Raw genomic sequence first — 16,328 nt, forward strand, 5'->3', positions numbered from 1 at the left:
CAATAGATAACTATGCGTCGGTCCTCACCCGTCGATCACGTCGCCGAACTCGTACCAACCCGGTTCCTGGTCGGTGAGCCAGACCGCCGCGTCGATCGCGCCCGCCGCGAAGACACCGCGGTCCTCCGCCCGGTGAGAGAGGGTCACGACCTCGTCGTTGCCGGCGAGCATGATCTCGTGTTCGCCTCGGATGTCGCCCGCCCGGCGGACGTGTACGCCGATCTCGTCGTCCTCGCGAGGCTGGATCCCCTCGCGGCCGAACTGCTGCTCAAAGTCTTCCTCACGCGCGTCCCGGATCTCCTCTAAGATGGTATTTGCGGTGCCACTGGGGGCGTCTCGCTTGCCATTATGGTGGGTCTCAGTGACCTCGATGTCGTAGCCCGGCAGCGCCTCGACGGCCGCCGAGACGGTTCGCAGCAGGGCTTGAATCCCGCGAGCGAAGTTCGTCGCCTTCAGCACGGGCGTGCGCTCGCTGGCGGCCGCGACCGTCTCGAACTGCAGGTCGTCGTGACCGGTCGTCCCGGTCACCAGCGGCACGCCGGCGTCTGCACAAGCGGTCGCGAACTGCATCGCGGCCTTCGGTACTGTGAAGTCGATAACTGCGTCCGGATCGTGGGTTTCGAGCAGGTCCTCGAATGCGTCTGGGTCCTCGACCGGCACGCCCAGCACCGACTCGACGTCCGCCTGATCGACGCCGAAGACGACCTTGACGTCGTCGCGGTCGGCAGCGGTCTCGATGACCGCCTCACCCATTCTCCCGGCAGCACCCGTGACACCAAGCGAGATCATCGCTCAACCTCCGCGTAATCGCCCTCGATATCCGCCTCGGCCAGCCGGTCCAGTTCGGCTTCCAGGGCCTCCCTGTGGGGCTCCGAAAGGCGGGTCAGCGGCGACCGGAGATACGGTGTGCCGTGCCCGCGGATGTGCATCGCTTCCTTGATCGGGATCGGGTTGGTCTCGACAAACAGCCGTCGGGTCAGCTCCCCGAGTTCGTGATGCAGGTCCCGGGCGAACTCGTAATCGCCGGAGAGGGCCGCCCCGACCATCGCGCAGGTCCGCTCGGGTTCGACGTTGGCGACCACCGAGACACAGCCGTCCGCGCCGGCCGACAGCATCGGCAGCGTCATCCCGTCGTCGCCGGACAGCACTGCGAACTCCTCGTCGCGGGTCCGCTCGATGATCTCGCTGATCTGGCCCATATCACCACTGGCAGCCTTGAACGCCGCGATATTGGGATGACTAGCCAACTCGACGGCGGTGTCGGGATCGACGTTTCGACCCGTCCGGGAGGGAACGTTGTACACGATCTGGGGGGCGTCGACCTCGTCGGCCAGCGTCCGGTAGTGTTCCAGCAGGCCCTGCTGTTCGGGCTTGTTGTAGTACGGCGAGATGAGCAACAGGGCGTCAGCACCGGCGTCGGCCGCCCGCTGGGAGAGTTCCAGCGCCTCGCGGGTGTTGTTGCTCCCGGTGCCGGCGATCACGGGGACGTCCTCGACGGCGTCGATGACCGCCTCGACGACCTCGACGTGTTCGTCGTGCGAGAGCGTCGCCGACTCGCCCGTCGAGCCGACGGGGACGAGCCCGTCGACGCCCGCCGCTTCCAGCCGCTGGGCGTCGGCCTGCAGTTGATCGAAATCGATGCTTCCGTCCGTCTCGAAGGGCGTCACCATCGCGGGGTAGACGCCCTCGAAGAGATGGGTTGTCATGAGTGGTGGTTGTTGGTGTCGTTAGCGCGCGAGCTATTAAAACGGGACCGACCCGTGACGGGACGCCACCCCGCCGCGAGTCAAAACCCAAGTTTGCGTTTCGAAACCGCCGTCTCGCCGGACCGATCACAAACCGCAGCGGCGAGACGGGCCATACGTATCATATCAGCGTTCGGCAACTTATACCCTATCATTAGTCCAGAATTGTAAACCTCAAATTTCGAGGGTCATAATCCCATACCGTAAGAAAAGTAACCCTCAGTCTCGGAGTGGAAGTGAACAATGGCACACAGTATGTTGCACGACAGTTGCGGACCGGACGGTAGCGGTCCGCTACTGCCGTCGTGGGAGGTGTCGCCGTGATCATCGGCGTCCCGAGCGAGGTCGGCGAGGAGGATCGTGTCGCGCTCGTGCCGCCGGTCGCGGCGGAGCTAATCGAAGACGGACACGAAGTCATCGTCGAGACCGGCGCCGGGGAAGATGCCGGCTGGGCCGACAACGAGTACGAGTCGGTCGGCTGTACAGTCCTCGACGATCGGGCAGCGGTCTTCGAGGACGCGACAGTGATCCTGCAGGTGGAAGCGCTTGGGAACCACGAAGACCCTGACCTGGAGCGCTACCGCGAGGGGCAGATCGTCGTCGGGATGCTCGGCCCCTACGAGGTCAACGACGAGCAGCTCGAAACGTTGGCCGACCGGGGCGTGAGCGCGTTCGCGCTGGAGCTCATCCCGCGGATCAGCCGCGCCCAGAGCATGGACGCGCTGTCCTCGCAAGCCAGCCTCGCCGGCTACAAGTCCTGTCTGCTGGCCGCCGAGGAACTGCCGAAGATGTTCCCGATGGAGATGACCGCCGCCGGGACGATCCAGCCGGCGGACGTGTTCGTCATCGGGGCCGGCGTCGCCGGCCTAAAGGCCATCGCGACGGCCGAACGGCTCGGGGCGTCCGTCAAGGCCTACGATATCCGCCTGGAGGCCAAACGCGACGTCGAGAGCCTCGGCGCGGAGTTCGTCGAACTCGATCTGGAGACCGAGGGATCGGGCGACGAGGAAGGCTACGCCCGCGAGATGGACGAGGAGTTCTACGCGGCCCAGCGCGAGCAGATGGAGCAGGTCGTCCCCGAATCGGACGTCCTCATCACGACGGCCGCGATTCCCGGTGCGCCCGCGCCGGAGCTGGTCTCGACGGAGATGATCGAAGCGATGGACGACGGCTCGGTCGTCGTCGATCTGTCGGCCGCGACCGGCGGCAACTGCGAGCCGACCGTCCCCGGCGAGACGATCGAACACGACGGCGTGACGGTCCACGGGCCGACGGATCTGCCCTCCCAGATCAGCCACACTGCGAGCCAGCAGTACGCCAACAACGTCGCCAACTTCCTTGAGAACTTCCTCGAAGAGGGCGAGCCGGCCTTCGACTTCGAGGACGAGATCATCGAGTCGACGCTGCTCGTCCACGACGGGACGGTTCGGAATCCACATAAGGACGATGGCGATGCGGACGCCGACGAAGACGATGCCGACGAGACCGATACAGACAGCAATGGCGACACCGAGGAGGTGAGCGAGGCGTGACGTTCGTCGAGAACCTGACGCTGTTCGTGCTTTCGGCGTTTATCGGCTACGAGGTCATCACGAAGATCCCGACGAACCTGCACACGCCGCTGATGTCCGGGGCCAACGCTATCTCCGGGATCACCCTGCTGGGGTCGGTCGTGGTCGCCGGCCAGGGCGAGACGACTCTGGCGACGGCGCTTGGCTTCCTCGCAGTCGTCATGGCGACGATCAACGTCGTCGGCGGCTATCTGGTGAGTCACTTTATGCTGAGCGAGTTCAGCCAGGGGGGGCGGTAAGATGGCCGGAATCCTCGCCCAGCAGTTGCCCGAGCAGGCGCTGCAGTTCGCGTATCTGGTCTCCGGGATCATGTTCATCCAGGGCCTGCGCGATATGACCCACCCGCGGACGGCCACGCGCGGGAACCTGATCTCCTCCGGCGGGATGTTCCTGGCCGTGGCGGTCACGATACTGTGGTTCGAGATCCTCACGCCCGCGATTCTCGCGGCCGGACTGCTCATCGGCGGTGTGGTCGGTGCGTACCTCGCGGTCGCCGTCGAGACGACCGAGATGCCCCAGCTCGTCGGGCTGTTCAACGGGTTCGGGGGCGGTGCCTCGGCGGTCGTCGCCGGCGCGGAACTGGTCGACGTGCTCGCCGGCAGCGGCGACCTCGGCGTCGGGCTGACGGCGTCGGCGGCTATCGCCGCGATCATCGGGTCGGTGACGTTCTCCGGGAGCTTCGTGGCCTCGGGCAAACTCCACGGAATCGTCGGCGAGTCACCGGTCAGCACCAACGTCGGGCACGCGCTCAAGGTCACGTTCCTCGGGGTCGCCCTCGTCGCCGGTGCCGTCCTCGTCGTCCAGCCGTCGCTGTTCGGCGGCGTCCCCACGGCCGAGTGGGTGCCCGTCTACTGGGTGATCGTCGCCGCAGCCCTGCTGCTCGGCGTGTTCCTCGTAGTGCCCATCGGCGGCGCGGACATGCCAGTGGTCATCTCGCTTCTGAACTCCTACTCGGGACTGGCGGCCGCCACGACCGGGTTCGTCCTGAACAATACCGTGTTGATCATCGCCGGGACGCTCGTCGGCGCGGCGGGAATGATCCTGACGATCATCATGTGCGAGTCGATGAACCGCTCGCTGGCGAACGTCTTCTTCGGTGGCCTCGGCGGCGACGATACTGCCGAGGAGATGGAGGACATCTACGAGGGACAGATTACCGAGACCTCGCCCGAAGAGGTGACGATGCTGCTGGAGACCGCCGAGCGCGTGGTCATCGTCCCCGGATACGGGATGGCCGTCGCCCAGGCCCAGCACGCCGTCGCCGAACTCGTCGATCTGCTGGAGGACAGCGGCGTCGACGTCGAGTTCGGCATCCACCCGGTCGCGGGACGGATGCCCGGCCACATGAACGCCCTGCTAGCCGAGGCCGACGTGCCCTACGACAAGATGCGGGAACTCGAGGAGGTCAACCCGACCTTCTCCCAGACGGATCTGGTGATCGTCACCGGGGCCAACGACGTCGTCAACCCGCGGGCCAACGAGGACGACGACAGCCCGATCGCGGGCATGCCGATCCTCAACGTCGAGGATGCCCGCCACGTCGTCGTCAACAAGCGCAGCCTCAGTCCCGGGTTCTCCGGGATCGCCAACCCGCTGTTCGCTCGCGACAACACGAGTATGCTCTTTGGCGACGCCAAGGCGTCGATGCAGTCGCTGGTCAACGAGTACAAGGAATCGAACTCGTAGGTGTCCGTTTCCACCCCGCGTTGATGCCAACGTTTTCTACGATCGGCCCGAAGAGACGGGTATGGACCTCACAGAGCGCCCGCGGCGGCTCCGCCGGGACGGTATCCGGGGGCTGGTCAGCGAGACCGATCTCTCGGCCAGCGATCTGATCGCCCCGGTGTTCGTCGACGCGACGACCGACGAGCGAGTCGCGATCGAGTCGATGCCCGGCCACGAGCGCGTCCCCGTGGCGGAGGCTGTCGATCGCGTCGAAGAAATACGGGACACCGGCGTCGAGGCCGTCATCGTCTTCGGGATCCCCGAATCGAAAGACGAAGCAGGGACTCGCGCCTGGGCCGAAGACGGGGTCGTCCAGGAGGCCGTCCGGCGGATCGACGCCGGGACCGACGCCTACGTCATCACCGACGTCTGCATGTGTGAATACACCGATCACGGCCACTGTGGGATCCTCGAACCCCACGCCCACGAGGATCCGACGCTCACCGTCGAGAACGACCGGACGCTCGACGCGCTGGGGCGGATCGCCGTCTCCCACGCCGAGGCCGGGGCGGACATGGTCGCACCCTCCTCGATGACGGACGGGATGGTCGGCGCGATACGGGAATCGCTCGACGAGGCGGGTCACTCGGCGGTGCCGATCATGAGCTACGCCGCGAAATACGAGTCGGCCTTCTACGGGCCGTTCCGGGACGCCGCCGACGGCGCACCCGCCTTTGGCGACCGCCGCCACTACCAGATGGATCCCGCCAACAGCCGCGAGGCCATCCGCGAGGTCGAACTGGACGTCCAGCAAGGCGCGGACGTGTTGATGGTCAAGCCGGCACTCCCCTATCTGGACGTGGTCCGGGACGTACGCGAGCACTTCGACCGGCCCGTCGCCGCCTACAACGTCTCCGGCGAGTACGCGATGCTCCACGCGGCCGCCGAGAACGGGTGGCTGGACCTCGAAGAGACGGCCTACGAGTCGCTGCTGTCGATTAAACGTGCCGGTGCCGACCTCATTTTGACGTACTTCGCCGAGGACATAGCTGCCCGGCTGTAGGTGCCGGCCAGCACGCTCTCGCTGCTCGGCTGCAGGTGCCGGCCAGCACGCTCTCGCTGCCCGGCCGCAGTTGCCGGCCAGCACGCTCTCGCTGCCCGGCCGAGGCGTTTCGCCAGCGCAACAGTCGGCCCGTCACAGCAATGCTTCGATCGAGCAGTCCGACGCTGGAGGACGGCAATATTTGCGGGACAACGACAACCGAGACCGAGCGCGCATGCCGAAATAGCCCCGCAAACAGAGGATCAAACTCGGATATGGGTGGACGAACGTCCAGATTGTGACCGAAATAGCAGTATGAATATTTACGTTCAATGTCCTTATACACACTATATTCTACACAATATTAGACGATCGTCTACCACCACATCCCAATTTTTTCGATTCTGAAGCAAATCCTTATGTAGGCTTCTCCCATGGCCCCAGGCGTGAGAAGGCGAACGAACGTAGCTAGAATGAGCCAGAAGTTGGACAAACAAGGACAAAAATCGAGGTAGACAACATATGATCGAATCAATACCACTGCAGGTCGAACCGAGCGCGATTACCGACGCCATCAACAACACGTGGATCCTGACGGTCTCGTTCCTGATCTTCTTCATGCACGCCGGCTTCGCGATGCTGGAGGCGGGTCAGGTACGGGCGAAAAACGTCGCCAACCAGTTGACGAAGAACTTGCTGACCTGGAGCGTCGGCGTCACGGTGTTCTTCTTCATCGGAGCTGGCATCTCCGGGCTCGTCGGCGGCAGTCCGTTCACCGAATCGCTGCCGTACCTTGCCGACGACGCCAGCGGATACATCGGCTGGCTGTACGGCGCGGTCTTCGCGATGACGGCGGCGACGATTGTCTCCGGGGCGGTCGCCGGCCGCGCGAGGCTGCGCGCGTACGTCACCTACACGTTCCTGCTGGCGGCGATCATCTACCCCGTCGTCACGGGGATCACCTGGGCCGGCGCGTACCTCCAGATCGGGGACGCCGTGTTCCACGACTTCGCCGGCGGGATGATCGTCCACGGGATGGGCGGTATCGCCGGTCTCACCGCGGCGTGGATCCTCGGACCACGCATGGATCGCTACGACGCCGACGGAACGGCGAACGTCATCCCCGGTCACTCGATGACCTTCGCGGTGCTCGGGACGCTAATGTTGGCCTTTGGCTGGTACGGGTTCAACGTCGGCACGGCCGCGGCGATGTACGAGACCGAAGCGGGAATGATGGCGTACAACGGCGCGGTGCTCGGACGGGTCGCGATGGGAACGACCATCGCGATGGCCGCCGGCGCGATGGGCGCGGGACTCGTCGCGTGGCTCCGCACCGGGAAGGTCGATACGCTGTACGTCGCGAACGGCCTGCTAGCCGGGCTGGTCGGGATCACTGCCATTCCGGACACGACGCACTACCTCGGTGCGCTCCTGATCGGCGGACTCGCGGGCGCACAGCTCCCGATCGTCTTCAGCTTCGTCGAAAAGCGACTGAAGATCGACGACGTGTGTGCAGTGTTCCCAGTTCACGGAAGTGCCGGTATCCTCGGCACGCTCGCGTTCCCGTTCGTCCACTACGATCTGGGCGTCCCGCTCGCGGAAGCGGCGCTCACCCAGTTCGTCGGCGTCGTCGTGATCGCAGGCTGGACGGTCGGCGCGACGGCCGTCGTCTGGTACGCGCTGAAAGCCACGGGTCAGGCTCGCGTCACGCCCGAACACGAGCGTGACGGGCTAGATCTCTCCGAACACGGCGTCGATACCTACCCCGAATTCGGCGACGAGGAAGGCGTCGTCGCCGACGGCGGCCGCGTCCGTACCGACGGCGGCAGAGTCAAGACCGACGGCACCGTCGCAACCACGGACGGTGATGCAGAATGAGCGAGACTGACATCAAGATGGTCGTTGGGATGATCCGCCCCGATAAGCTCGGGGACGTGAAACAGGCGCTGGTCGAGGCCGACGCGCCCTCGATGACGGTAACGAACGTCTCCGGCCGCGGTTCGGAGCCGGCCAAGAAGGGCCAATGGCGCGGCGAAGAGTACGTCGTCGACCTCCATCAGAAGATCAAAATCGAGGTCGTCGTCGCCGATACGCCCGTCGATGACGTCATCGAGGCGATCAGAGACGGCGCACGTACCGGCGAGAAAGGCGACGGGAAGATCTTCGTCCTGCCCGTCGAAGGGGCGACCCAGATCCGTACCGGCAAGGAAGGTCCCGAGGCCGTCTGACCCACTGACTGGACGGATTCGTGACCTCTGAACTATGACATCGACCGACGCCGACGCCGATCTACCGTCGGAGCTCGACGACGACGACCGCGCAGTACTGGAAGCCCGGATTCGGGACGCTCGGATCGACGCCGGCGAGATCGCCGCTGAAGCGGGGATCGCCGCGGACCGCGTCGAGGCGAAACTCGCGCGTCTCGAAGACGGCGGCGTGATCGACGGCTACAGTGCGCGTCTCGATTACGACGCGCTCGGGCGGGACGTGACGGTCCTCTTCCGGCTGTCGGTCGCCGACGACGGGGCGCTCGAACGATTGCGAAGCGATCCGCGACTGGTCGCCATCTACGCCGTGACCGGCGGGGACGACGCCGTCGCGATCGGGAAGTTCAGCGATACGGACACGCTCAACGAGGCCGCGACGGAGCTGCTGACCGACGACGGGGTCCGCTCGCTGACCGTCACCGTCGTTCGGGACGTGCTCCGGGAGTTCGACCCGACGGCGCTGATCGACGCTGACCGCGACTAGCGGTCGCGGATTCACAACTGTTTTGACCGCACCACGAAAGAAAGGGCATATGAGACGATCGTACACGGATTCTCCAGTGACCGATCCGAACGCGCGGCGACGGAGGGTGACCGCCTGATGGTCGACGTCGATTCGTTCATCGACGAGAAGATCGAGGAGATTAGCGAGGCGATCGGCGACGCCGAAGCGATCATCGCACTGTCGGGCGGGGTCGACTCCTCGACGGCGGCCGCGCTGGCCTACGAAGCCGTCGGCGACCAACTCCACCCGGTCTACGTCGACACCGGCCTCATGCGAAAGGGCGAGACCGAGCAGATCCGCGAGACGTTCGCGTATATGGACAGTCTGCAGGTCGTCGACGCGAAAGACCGGTTCCTCGGAGAATTGGAGGGGGTCACCGATCCAGAGGAGAAACGCCACGCTATCGGCGAGCAGTTCATCCGCGAGTTCGAGACCGTCGCTCGCGAGGTCGACGCCGACTATCTCGTGCAGGGGACGATCTACCCCGATCGCATCGAGAGCGAGGGGACGATCAAATCCCACCACAACGTCGGCGGCCTGCCCGAGCACATCGACTTCGAGGGGATCGTCGAACCGATGCGGGACCTCTACAAGGATGAGGTCCGGGAAGTCGCCCGCGAACTCGATCTAGAAGAGATCATCTCCGAGCGGATGCCCTTCCCCGGACCCGGGCTCGCAGTGCGAATCATCGGCGAGGTCACCGAGGAGAAACTGGCAGTCGCCCGGGAGGCCAACCACGTCGTCGAGGAAGAACTCGAGGAGTACGAGCCCTGGCAGGCCCTGGCAGCCGTGATCGGCAAGGCGACGGGCGTCAAAGGCGACAACCGCGTCCACGGCTGGGTCGTGTCGGTGCGATCGGTCGAGTCCCGCGACGGGATGACCGCCCGCGCACAGGAGATCGACTGGGAAACCCTCCAGCGGATCCAGTCCCGAATTACCGGCTCACACGAAAACGTCGCACGCGTCGTCTACGACGTGACCCACAAGCCGCCCGCGACCATCGAGTACGAGTGACCCTAGCCAAAAATACTAACAATTAGCCGTCCTATCGGTTACTCGTAATGTTCAGGGTACTACAACAAGGTGTGCCGACCAGCCTTAGCGAATTTACGAGCCAGTACGGCGACTTGCTCGTTTCCTTTGCGGTCACTGTACTGTCCTTCGTCGTCACGTTCCTGATACTGTATCTCGTCGGGAAACCAGTGCTCGTGCGCGCGACCAAGCGGGCGCTCAACGAGCGGGAGTTCTCGCAGTCGATCGTGAGCCTCGGGTCGAGTCTCGCCGGGACGATCGCCGTCTTCGGCGCGGTCGCCATCGCCGCGGTCGTCGCCGGATTCCCGATAATCCTCTCGGCGTTCGCGACGATCTTCGCCGCCCTGGCACTCGGGTTCGCATTCGCCGCGAGCGACATCGTCGAGAACTTCATCGCCGGGATCTTCATCATCAAAGACAAACCGTTCGAGGTCGGCGACTACATCGAGTGGGACGGCAACGGCGGTGTCGTCCGCGAGATCAACCTGCGCGTGTCGAAACTCGATACGTGGGACAACGAGCAGGTCACCGTCCCGAACGGTGATCTGGCGAACGGCACCGTCACCAACCTCGTCGCGAACGAGACGCGGCGAGTTACCTTCGACTTCGGGATCGAGTACGACGCGAGCATCGAAGACGCCCGATCGATCATCCTCGAGGAAGCCAGCAAAATCGACGGCGTGCTCGACGATCCGGAACCGTCGGCCCCGGTCACCGGGCTCGGCGATTCCGCGGTCATCCTCAACGGTCGCGTGTGGATCAACCCACAGGAGACGGGTGCCGGCGGCGTCAAGCACAAACTCGTCGAGAACGTGAAACGCCGATTCGACGAAGAGGATATCGGGATGCCGTATCCCTACACGGAACTCACCGGCTCCATCGAAGTCCGAGAACAGAACGGCGAAGGAGCCGTCGCCGACGACTGAACGTCGTCCAGGTCGCGCGCCGCCTTTTTGCTTGACGCTGTTTTCGTCTGGCTAACCTGCAATCCCCACGACGACGATCCCGCCCCCAAGGACGGTAAAGACCGCACCGAGCAGCGTGCCGACGACCGCGACGACGTACGGCCAGGAGTTCGTCGACCGCTCCAGGACGGCCTGGCCCGGCATGCTCGTCAACAGCGTCGCCGTTACAGTCTCGCCTTCCTCGTAGTCCGAAAGGAACGACTCGGCGACCTCGCGGCTCCCCGAGGGCGGCTGTGTCCCCTCCCGAACGATCGTCGAGTCGTAGGTCTCGCCGTCGAACTCGTAGCGAAACCGGACAGTCGGCTCGAAGACGCCGTCCTCGATCTCAGTTATCGATACCTCCCGGATGTCGGCTTCGACGGTTCGGGTCTGTCGGTGTCGACGATAGAGACCAAGCCCCAGCCGACTGCCGTACTGCAGAACCAGCCCGCCGACGAGCAGGAAGGGCAACCCCACGAGGGCGAGCAACTCGACCATACGCTGAACGAGGTGGCGGGGCGAAAAGACGCTTGCGACCCGTGACGGAACACCTTAATTCGCGCCCGCCGAGCACAGCGTATGCACGTTATCGTCGCCGGAGCCGACACCGAGGGGATCGCGTCCGCGATAGAGGAAGCGGGTCACGACGTTGCAGCCATCGACGTCGCGAACCAGTCAGCACTCGACGACGCCGGGATCGAACGCGCCGGCGCGCTGGTACTGACTGACGTGTCCCAGGCGACCGCCGTCCCGATCGCCAAAGAACGGAATCCGGACGTGCGGACAGTCGTCTACGCGCGCGAATCGCTGCCGGAGTTCGTCCGCGGACAGGTCGATCTCGCAGTCGATCCCGAACTGCTCGACCCCAACACCGTCGCCGAGGAACTGGAGCAGTAGCGATCGGAACGGAGCTGCGACCGCACGAACGCACGAGTCGATCCCGTAGTTGCTCGATTTCTGTGGCTACCCGATCGGGAAACGTCGGAACGCACAGCGAGACGGAACTACCGCCACTCGGGGAGCGCCGCAGCGTCCTCGAGCGGGGCTGTTACGTACGCGTCGTCGCGAGTGATGTCGGCGAGGATGAACGTCTCGCCAGCGGGGCCGGTTTCGACCGAGGCCATGACCTCGGCGTCCTCAGCAACGGCCGCGACCGCGTCCGTCTCCTGCGACATGCTTGTTACTCTGTAACACGTACACATAAACGTGCCGGAAGCAGGACGCGAGTCCGGTTCGAAAAGGCAATATTCTAACAGTATCGGAGAAGTGCGGATATCCGGCGGAGACTCACGCGCGTGACCAATGTGTAAGGTCTTAGTAGATGGACGCGGGAGTAGTTGGCATAATGAACGTCGCAGACGTCATGACGCCGCGCGAGGACGTGGTGACGGCGGTAATCCCCGGCACCAGAGACGACGTCCTCGAATACCTCCAGGAGCGGACGTTCTCCTCGGTACCGGTGATCAAAGAGACCGACGACGGCGAACAGTTCCGCGGGATCGTCTCCCGGGACACCCTGATCAACAACCCCGACGAGGACCAGCTCGCGCTGCTGGTCGAGGAGGTCCCGACGGTCGCCGCCGACGCCACGATCGAAGACGTCGCCCGTCTCATCGTCGAGGAGGGCGAACGCCGGATCCCCGTCGTCGACGGTCGCCTCGAAGGGATCGTCACGGTCACGGACGTCATCCGCGCGATCGCCGAGGGTGCAGTGGACGGCGACGTGCCAGTCGGTGAACTGGCCCGCGAGGACGTCAACTGCGTCTACGCCGGGACGCCTCTGCCCGTCGCCGAGCGGGAACTGTCCTACGCCGACGTGCCGTACGGCGTCGTGCTCGACGAGGTGGGGGATCTCACGGGGATCCTCACCGAGGTCGACATCATCGCGGTCGCCAAGGTCGTCGAGGGCGAGGCCGACACGGGCGAGTCCATCGCCAACCAGGACGACGAGTGGATGTGGGAAGGCATCAAGGCCGTCGGCAACAGCTACATGCCGACTCGAAACGTCGAGATTCCGAACGAGCCGGTCAGCGAGTTCATGACCAGCGATCTGCTGACCGTCGGCAAACGCCGGACTGCCCGCGAGGCCGCACAGACGATGCTCAACAACGACATCGAGCAGATCCCGCTGCTGAGCGGCGATACGCTCGTCGGCATCGTCCGGGACGTCGACCTGCTGGAGGCGCTCGTATGAGCGAGGGGAACCCGGTCGTCGAACTGGCCAAACGGCGCGGGTTCTTCCTCCAGTCGGCCGGTGCCTACGGCGGCGTCGCCGGCTTTTACACGTTCGGTCCGGAAGGCGCAGCCCTCAAACAGAACATCGAGGACACGTGGCGCGAGCGGTTCGCGATCCAGGAGGGCAACATGGAGGTCGACGCCCCCACGGTGATGCCCGAGCCCGTCTTCGAGGCCTCGGGACATCTCGACGGATTCGACGATATGCTCGTCGAGTGTCCCGAATGCGGTGACTCCCACCGGGCCGACCACGTCGTCGAGGACAACACCAACATCGAAGAGGCCGAGTCGATGGCCATCGAACGCGTCGAGGAGGTCGTCGCCGAGTACGAACTGACCTGTCCGACCTGCGGCGCAGGGCTGGCCGGGCAGGCAATCCGGCAGTTCAACCTGATGTTCGAGACGAACATCGGCCCGGGGTCGTCCTCGCCCGGCTACCTGCGGCCCGAAACCGCCCAGGGGATCTTCGTGGAGTTCCCCCAGCTGGCCGAGTACGCCCGCAACCAGCTCCCCTTCGGCGTCACCCAGATCGGACGGGCCTACCGCAACGAGATCAGCCCCCGGAAGTCCCTGCTACGGGTCCGGGAGTTTACCCAGGCCGAACTCGAACTGTTCATCGATCCCGAGGAGGACGAACCCGATCTCGGAAGCATCGAAGACGTGACGGCGCCGTTCTACCCGGCCGACGAGCAGGGGGCCGAGGACGGCGAGATAATCGAGGCGACCGTCGGCGAGGTCTTCAAGGAGGGAATCGTCGGCGATCCGTGGATCGCCTACTACCTGGGGATCGCGAAACGATGGTACGAGTCGATCGGCGCCGATATGGACCGGTTCCGATTCCGCCAGCACCTGCCAGGAGAGTTGGCCCATTACGCCGCTGACTGCTGGGACGCCGAGGCGGAAGTCGACGGCGACTGGATCGAACTCGCCGGCTTCGCCTACCGTGGCGACTACGATCTCTCGAAACACGCGGCCCACTCCGACGAGGAGTTCACGGTGTTCAAGCAGTACGACGAGCCGGTCACCGTCGAGCGGCCGACGGTCGATCCGGACATGAGCTACCTCGGACCGGAGTTCGGCGGCGACGCCGCGGCCGTCGCCGACGCGCTGGAAACGCTTGCCGAGCGCGATCCCGACGCGTTCCGGGACGCGCAGGCCGACGGCGGAGCCGTCACCGTCGAAAGTGACGGAACGGAGTACACCGTCCCTGTCGAGCGGACCGGTTTCGAGGTCGAGGAGGTCACCGAGAGCGGCGAGCACATCACGCCCCACGTCGTCGAACCCTCGCTGGGGATCGATCGGGCGCTGTACACCGTCCTCGATCACGCCTATCGCGAGGACGAGATCGACGGCGAGACCCGACGAGTCCTCGAACTCCCCGCGGACGTCGCGCCGACGACGGTCGGGGTGTTCCCGCTGATGGATCGGGACGGCCTGGCCGAGCGCGCCCACGAGATCGTCGATGGGTTGCGAGACGCCGGGCTGGCGGTCACCTACGACGACTCGGGCGCGATCGGGCGGCGCTACCGCCGCCAGGACGAGGTCGGGACGCCCTTCTGTGTCACCGTCGACTACGAGACGCTGGGGGAGGGCGACGATCCGGACCTGGAGGGGACGGTCACGGTGCGGGAGCGAGACACGACCGAACAGCGACGCGTCCCGATTTCGGAGTTGCCGGAGACGCTGACGGCACTGCGGGACGGGACGCTGCCCTTCGACGACCTCTAACCGTGCCATCGCGACTCGAAGCCATCGAATCGGAGATCGCGCGCCGGGGAGTCCACGTCAGCGGCAGCGCCGTGCCACTCGCGTACGTCGCCGACCTGCTTACCTGGCGGCAAGTCCAGGCGATCCTCGTCGCGGGGCTGGTCGCCGTCACGATCCTGGAGGTGATCAGGCTCGGTATCGGCCTCGACTGGTGGATCTACGAGTATCTCACCAGGGAGTACGAACAGGACAACGTCGCGGGCTACGCGCTCGCGCTCGTCAGCACGACGACCGTCGGATTGCTGGCGCCGCCGACGATCGCCGTCCCGGCGCTGCTCATGCTCACACTCGGAGACCCCGTCAGCGGGTTGCTCGGATCGGGGAAGATCCAGTCGGTCGGCAGCGGGCGGTATCTGGAGTTGATCCTCAAGTCGCCGCGCGCGCTCGCGGTGACCTTCGGCGTCTGCACGACGATCGGCCTCGCCTTCGTCGCCCCGCTCGCGGCACTGTTCGGCGGGATCGCCGCGACCGTCGCCGACGGCATCAAACCCGTGATCGTGACCTACGTGATCGACGACAACCTCACGATCCCGCTGGCGTCGGCGGTCGGCATCGCTGCCGGTCTCGCCGTGATCTAACGCAGAACAGAGACTATTGTGCGGCCGGCGAGCCGTCGTCGGGATAGGCCTGTTTCATCTGGAGGGCTGCGCTGGCGGCCAGTCCCGTCGCGAGGTCCTCGCGTTCGTCGTCGTTGATCGAGACGTCGTCGTCACCGTCGGGCGCGTAGCCGGCACTGACGGGCGAGCCGACCGGCGGCTGGACGGCGATCGTCGCTTCCAGTCCCGTCGCGCCAGTCCGAAGTTCCGAGCCGACGACGAAATCACCGGGCAGGAGTTCGCGGGTTCGGGCAGCCACGCTCGCGAGATCGCGCCGGAGCGCGCGGCGTTGCTCGGGCGACAGCGGCGGATCGTCGGCAGCGTCGATACCGCCGGAGAGGTTTCCGTACATTGATTGCTACACCAGTATGCGAGGCGGACTTAAAAAAGCGCTGGTCACCGACCAGACTTGCGGACGGTCACCACGGCCCCGCTCACAGGAGCGGTTCACTCCGCCCGTACGCCGCGACGACGACCGCCGCGGCGTGCTCGTCGGGGTCGGGATCGGCCGTCGCGATCTGGATCTGTGGCTCTTCGTCGAACTCCCACTCGCGGAGGTCACGCCCGGCAGAGATCCCCTCACGGATAGCTGCCTCGACACCGTCACGGTCGGTGCCCGAGACCTCGTAGAAGATGCCGCGACCTGACTCGCTGCGGAGCCACCCCACCCCGGCGACGGCGGGGTCGTCGCTGCCTGGTTCGACGATCTCGTGACTCTGGACGACGTGCAGGCCCTCGCCGGCGGGTCCGAGGTCCGGTGCGGTGTCGACGCGTTCGATCGTCGCGCCGGCGGGGATGACGGAAGACAGGGAGAGCAGATTGTAGTTGTGGACGTTCGCCGCCGCCAGCGCGGCGTCGTAGGCGGACAACGCCGTCGGCGCGGTGGCGTGGCCCCAGGCGACCCGAATGACGCTCATAGTCGAACATCGATCACTGCGACAAGAAGGCGTTTCGTTTTC

At 65.2% G+C, this 16,328-nt stretch carries 19 protein-coding genes; 13 read left to right on the forward strand and 6 right to left on the reverse strand.

The genetic code is table 11. The annotated features are described in order from the left end of the window. Positions 1-24 precede the first annotated feature (24 nt). Positions 25-789: a 4-hydroxy-tetrahydrodipicolinate reductase gene (gene dapB / locus HSEST_RS12285; protein ID WP_229121224.1), complete on the reverse strand. Its 765-nt coding sequence runs from the start codon at positions 787-789 to the stop codon at positions 25-27. Further along, positions 786-1,706, reverse strand: a complete 921-nt coding sequence (gene dapA, locus HSEST_RS12290; protein WP_229121225.1) for a 4-hydroxy-tetrahydrodipicolinate synthase — start codon at positions 1,704-1,706, stop codon at positions 786-788. Before dapA ends, dapB begins: the two co-directional genes overlap by 4 nt. Positions 1,707-2,065: 359 nt before the next feature. On the opposite strand from dapA, the gene HSEST_RS12295 reads away from it, so the two are divergent. The 9 genes from HSEST_RS12295 (at position 2,066) to HSEST_RS12335 (ending at position 10,753) form a co-directional block, all read left to right on the forward strand. Next, positions 2,066-3,277 carry a Re/Si-specific NAD(P)(+) transhydrogenase subunit alpha gene (locus tag HSEST_RS12295; protein WP_229121226.1) on the forward strand — a complete coding sequence of 404 codons (1,212 nt, stop codon included), beginning with the start codon at positions 2,066-2,068 and terminating at the stop codon, positions 3,275-3,277. Continuing rightward, positions 3,274-3,555 (forward strand): NAD(P) transhydrogenase subunit alpha, encoded by a 282-nt coding sequence (locus HSEST_RS12300; RefSeq protein ID WP_229121227.1) that lies wholly within the window; start codon positions 3,274-3,276, stop codon positions 3,553-3,555. The genes HSEST_RS12295 and HSEST_RS12300 overlap by 4 nt, the downstream gene beginning before the upstream one ends. Position 3,556: 1 nt before the next feature. After that, positions 3,557-5,002, forward strand: a complete 1,446-nt coding sequence (locus tag HSEST_RS12305) for an NAD(P)(+) transhydrogenase (Re/Si-specific) subunit beta (protein ID WP_229121229.1) — start codon at positions 3,557-3,559, stop codon at positions 5,000-5,002. A 61-nt stretch (positions 5,003-5,063) separates the two neighbouring features. Continuing rightward, positions 5,064-6,044, forward strand: a complete 981-nt coding sequence (hemB, locus tag HSEST_RS12310; RefSeq protein WP_229121231.1) for a porphobilinogen synthase — start codon at positions 5,064-5,066, stop codon at positions 6,042-6,044. A gap of 501 nt (positions 6,045-6,545) precedes the next feature. Next, entirely contained in the window at positions 6,546-7,901 is a 1,356-nt protein-coding gene (locus HSEST_RS12315) for an ammonium transporter (protein ID WP_229121232.1), read from the forward strand. Further along, on the forward strand, positions 7,898-8,251 hold the full coding sequence (locus HSEST_RS12320) for a P-II family nitrogen regulator (RefSeq protein WP_229121233.1): 354 nt from the start codon (positions 7,898-7,900) through the stop codon (positions 8,249-8,251). Before HSEST_RS12315 ends, HSEST_RS12320 begins: the two co-directional genes overlap by 4 nt. 34 nt (positions 8,252-8,285) lie before the next feature. Further along, positions 8,286-8,774 carry an Lrp/AsnC family transcriptional regulator gene (locus HSEST_RS12325; RefSeq protein ID WP_229121234.1) on the forward strand — a complete coding sequence of 163 codons (489 nt, stop codon included), beginning with the start codon at positions 8,286-8,288 and terminating at the stop codon, positions 8,772-8,774. Between the two features lie 117 nt (positions 8,775-8,891). Next, positions 8,892-9,809 carry a glutamine-hydrolyzing GMP synthase gene (gene guaA / locus HSEST_RS12330; RefSeq protein WP_229121236.1) on the forward strand — a complete coding sequence of 306 codons (918 nt, stop codon included), beginning with the start codon at positions 8,892-8,894 and terminating at the stop codon, positions 9,807-9,809. Between the two features lie 47 nt (positions 9,810-9,856). Next, positions 9,857-10,753, forward strand: coding sequence for a mechanosensitive ion channel family protein (locus tag HSEST_RS12335; RefSeq protein ID WP_229121237.1), 897 nt, complete (start codon positions 9,857-9,859; stop codon positions 10,751-10,753). A gap of 51 nt (positions 10,754-10,804) precedes the next feature. On the opposite strand, the gene HSEST_RS12340 is transcribed toward HSEST_RS12335, so the two are convergent. Next, positions 10,805-11,269 (reverse strand): DUF3592 domain-containing protein, encoded by a 465-nt coding sequence (locus HSEST_RS12340; protein WP_229121238.1) that lies wholly within the window; start codon positions 11,267-11,269, stop codon positions 10,805-10,807. Positions 11,270-11,350: 81 nt separating this feature from the next. Here HSEST_RS12340 and HSEST_RS12345 point away from each other — a divergent pair, with 81 nt between their 5' ends. Continuing rightward, entirely contained in the window at positions 11,351-11,668 is a 318-nt protein-coding gene (locus HSEST_RS12345; RefSeq protein WP_229121239.1) for a DUF7126 family protein, read from the forward strand. A 107-nt stretch (positions 11,669-11,775) separates the two neighbouring features. Here HSEST_RS12345 and HSEST_RS12350 read toward each other — a convergent pair whose 3' ends face one another. Beyond that, on the reverse strand, positions 11,776-11,946 hold the full coding sequence (locus HSEST_RS12350) for a DUF7556 family protein (protein ID WP_229121241.1): 171 nt from the start codon (positions 11,944-11,946) through the stop codon (positions 11,776-11,778). Between the two features lie 170 nt (positions 11,947-12,116). Here HSEST_RS12350 and HSEST_RS12355 point away from each other — a divergent pair, with 170 nt between their 5' ends. From HSEST_RS12355 to HSEST_RS12365, 3 genes are read left to right on the forward strand one after another with little or no spacing between them, the layout of a single operon-like run. Next, on the forward strand, positions 12,117-12,965 hold the full coding sequence (locus HSEST_RS12355) for a CBS domain-containing protein (RefSeq protein WP_229121244.1): 849 nt from the start codon (positions 12,117-12,119) through the stop codon (positions 12,963-12,965). After that, positions 12,962-14,734, forward strand: coding sequence for a glycine--tRNA ligase (glyS, locus tag HSEST_RS12360; protein ID WP_229121246.1), 1,773 nt, complete (start codon positions 12,962-12,964; stop codon positions 14,732-14,734). The genes HSEST_RS12355 and glyS overlap by 4 nt, the downstream gene beginning before the upstream one ends. 23 nt (positions 14,735-14,757) lie before the next feature. After that, on the forward strand, positions 14,758-15,351 hold the full coding sequence (locus HSEST_RS12365) for a dolichol kinase (RefSeq protein WP_229122999.1): 594 nt from the start codon (positions 14,758-14,760) through the stop codon (positions 15,349-15,351). 13 nt (positions 15,352-15,364) lie between these two features. Here the strand turns inward: HSEST_RS12365 and HSEST_RS12370 are convergent, their stop codons facing one another. Both HSEST_RS12370 and HSEST_RS12375 read right to left on the reverse strand, forming a co-directional pair. After that, the gene (locus HSEST_RS12370; protein ID WP_229121249.1) at positions 15,365-15,721 is read right to left on the reverse strand and encodes a DUF5811 family protein; all 357 of its coding nucleotides are present in this window, start codon (positions 15,719-15,721) and stop codon (positions 15,365-15,367) included. 82 nt (positions 15,722-15,803) lie between these two features. Continuing rightward, complete coding sequence (locus tag HSEST_RS12375) at positions 15,804-16,286, reverse strand: pyruvoyl-dependent arginine decarboxylase (RefSeq protein WP_229121250.1); 483 nt, start codon at positions 16,284-16,286, stop codon at positions 15,804-15,806. Positions 16,287-16,328: the final 42 nt, after the last annotated feature.

This window comes from Halapricum desulfuricans, from assembly GCF_017094465.1.
Lineage (GTDB): Archaea > Halobacteriota > Halobacteria > Halobacteriales > Haloarculaceae > Halapricum.

Coding starts and splice junctions, on each gene's coding strand:
- dapB (WP_229121224.1), bottom strand. CDS start 789: ATGATCTCGCTTGGTGTCACGGGTGCTGCCGGGAGAATGGGTGAGGCG.
- dapA (WP_229121225.1), bottom strand. CDS start 1,706: ATGACAACCCATCTCTTCGAGGGCGTCTACCCCGCGATGGTGACGCCC.
- HSEST_RS12305 (WP_229121229.1), top strand. CDS start 3,557: ATGGCCGGAATCCTCGCCCAGCAGTTGCCCGAGCAGGCGCTGCAGTTC.
- hemB (WP_229121231.1), top strand. CDS start 5,064: ATGGACCTCACAGAGCGCCCGCGGCGGCTCCGCCGGGACGGTATCCGG.
- HSEST_RS12315 (WP_229121232.1), top strand. CDS start 6,546: ATGATCGAATCAATACCACTGCAGGTCGAACCGAGCGCGATTACCGAC.
- HSEST_RS12320 (WP_229121233.1), top strand. CDS start 7,898: ATGAGCGAGACTGACATCAAGATGGTCGTTGGGATGATCCGCCCCGAT.
- HSEST_RS12325 (WP_229121234.1), top strand. CDS start 8,286: ATGACATCGACCGACGCCGACGCCGATCTACCGTCGGAGCTCGACGAC.
- guaA (WP_229121236.1), top strand. CDS start 8,892: ATGGTCGACGTCGATTCGTTCATCGACGAGAAGATCGAGGAGATTAGC.
- HSEST_RS12335 (WP_229121237.1), top strand. CDS start 9,857: ATGTTCAGGGTACTACAACAAGGTGTGCCGACCAGCCTTAGCGAATTT.
- HSEST_RS12340 (WP_229121238.1), bottom strand. CDS start 11,269: ATGGTCGAGTTGCTCGCCCTCGTGGGGTTGCCCTTCCTGCTCGTCGGC.
- HSEST_RS12345 (WP_229121239.1), top strand. CDS start 11,351: ATGCACGTTATCGTCGCCGGAGCCGACACCGAGGGGATCGCGTCCGCG.
- HSEST_RS12350 (WP_229121241.1), bottom strand. CDS start 11,946: ATGTCGCAGGAGACGGACGCGGTCGCGGCCGTTGCTGAGGACGCCGAG.
- HSEST_RS12355 (WP_229121244.1), top strand. CDS start 12,117: ATGAACGTCGCAGACGTCATGACGCCGCGCGAGGACGTGGTGACGGCG.
- glyS (WP_229121246.1), top strand. CDS start 12,962: ATGAGCGAGGGGAACCCGGTCGTCGAACTGGCCAAACGGCGCGGGTTC.
- HSEST_RS12370 (WP_229121249.1), bottom strand. CDS start 15,721: ATGTACGGAAACCTCTCCGGCGGTATCGACGCTGCCGACGATCCGCCG.
- HSEST_RS12375 (WP_229121250.1), bottom strand. CDS start 16,286: ATGAGCGTCATTCGGGTCGCCTGGGGCCACGCCACCGCGCCGACGGCG.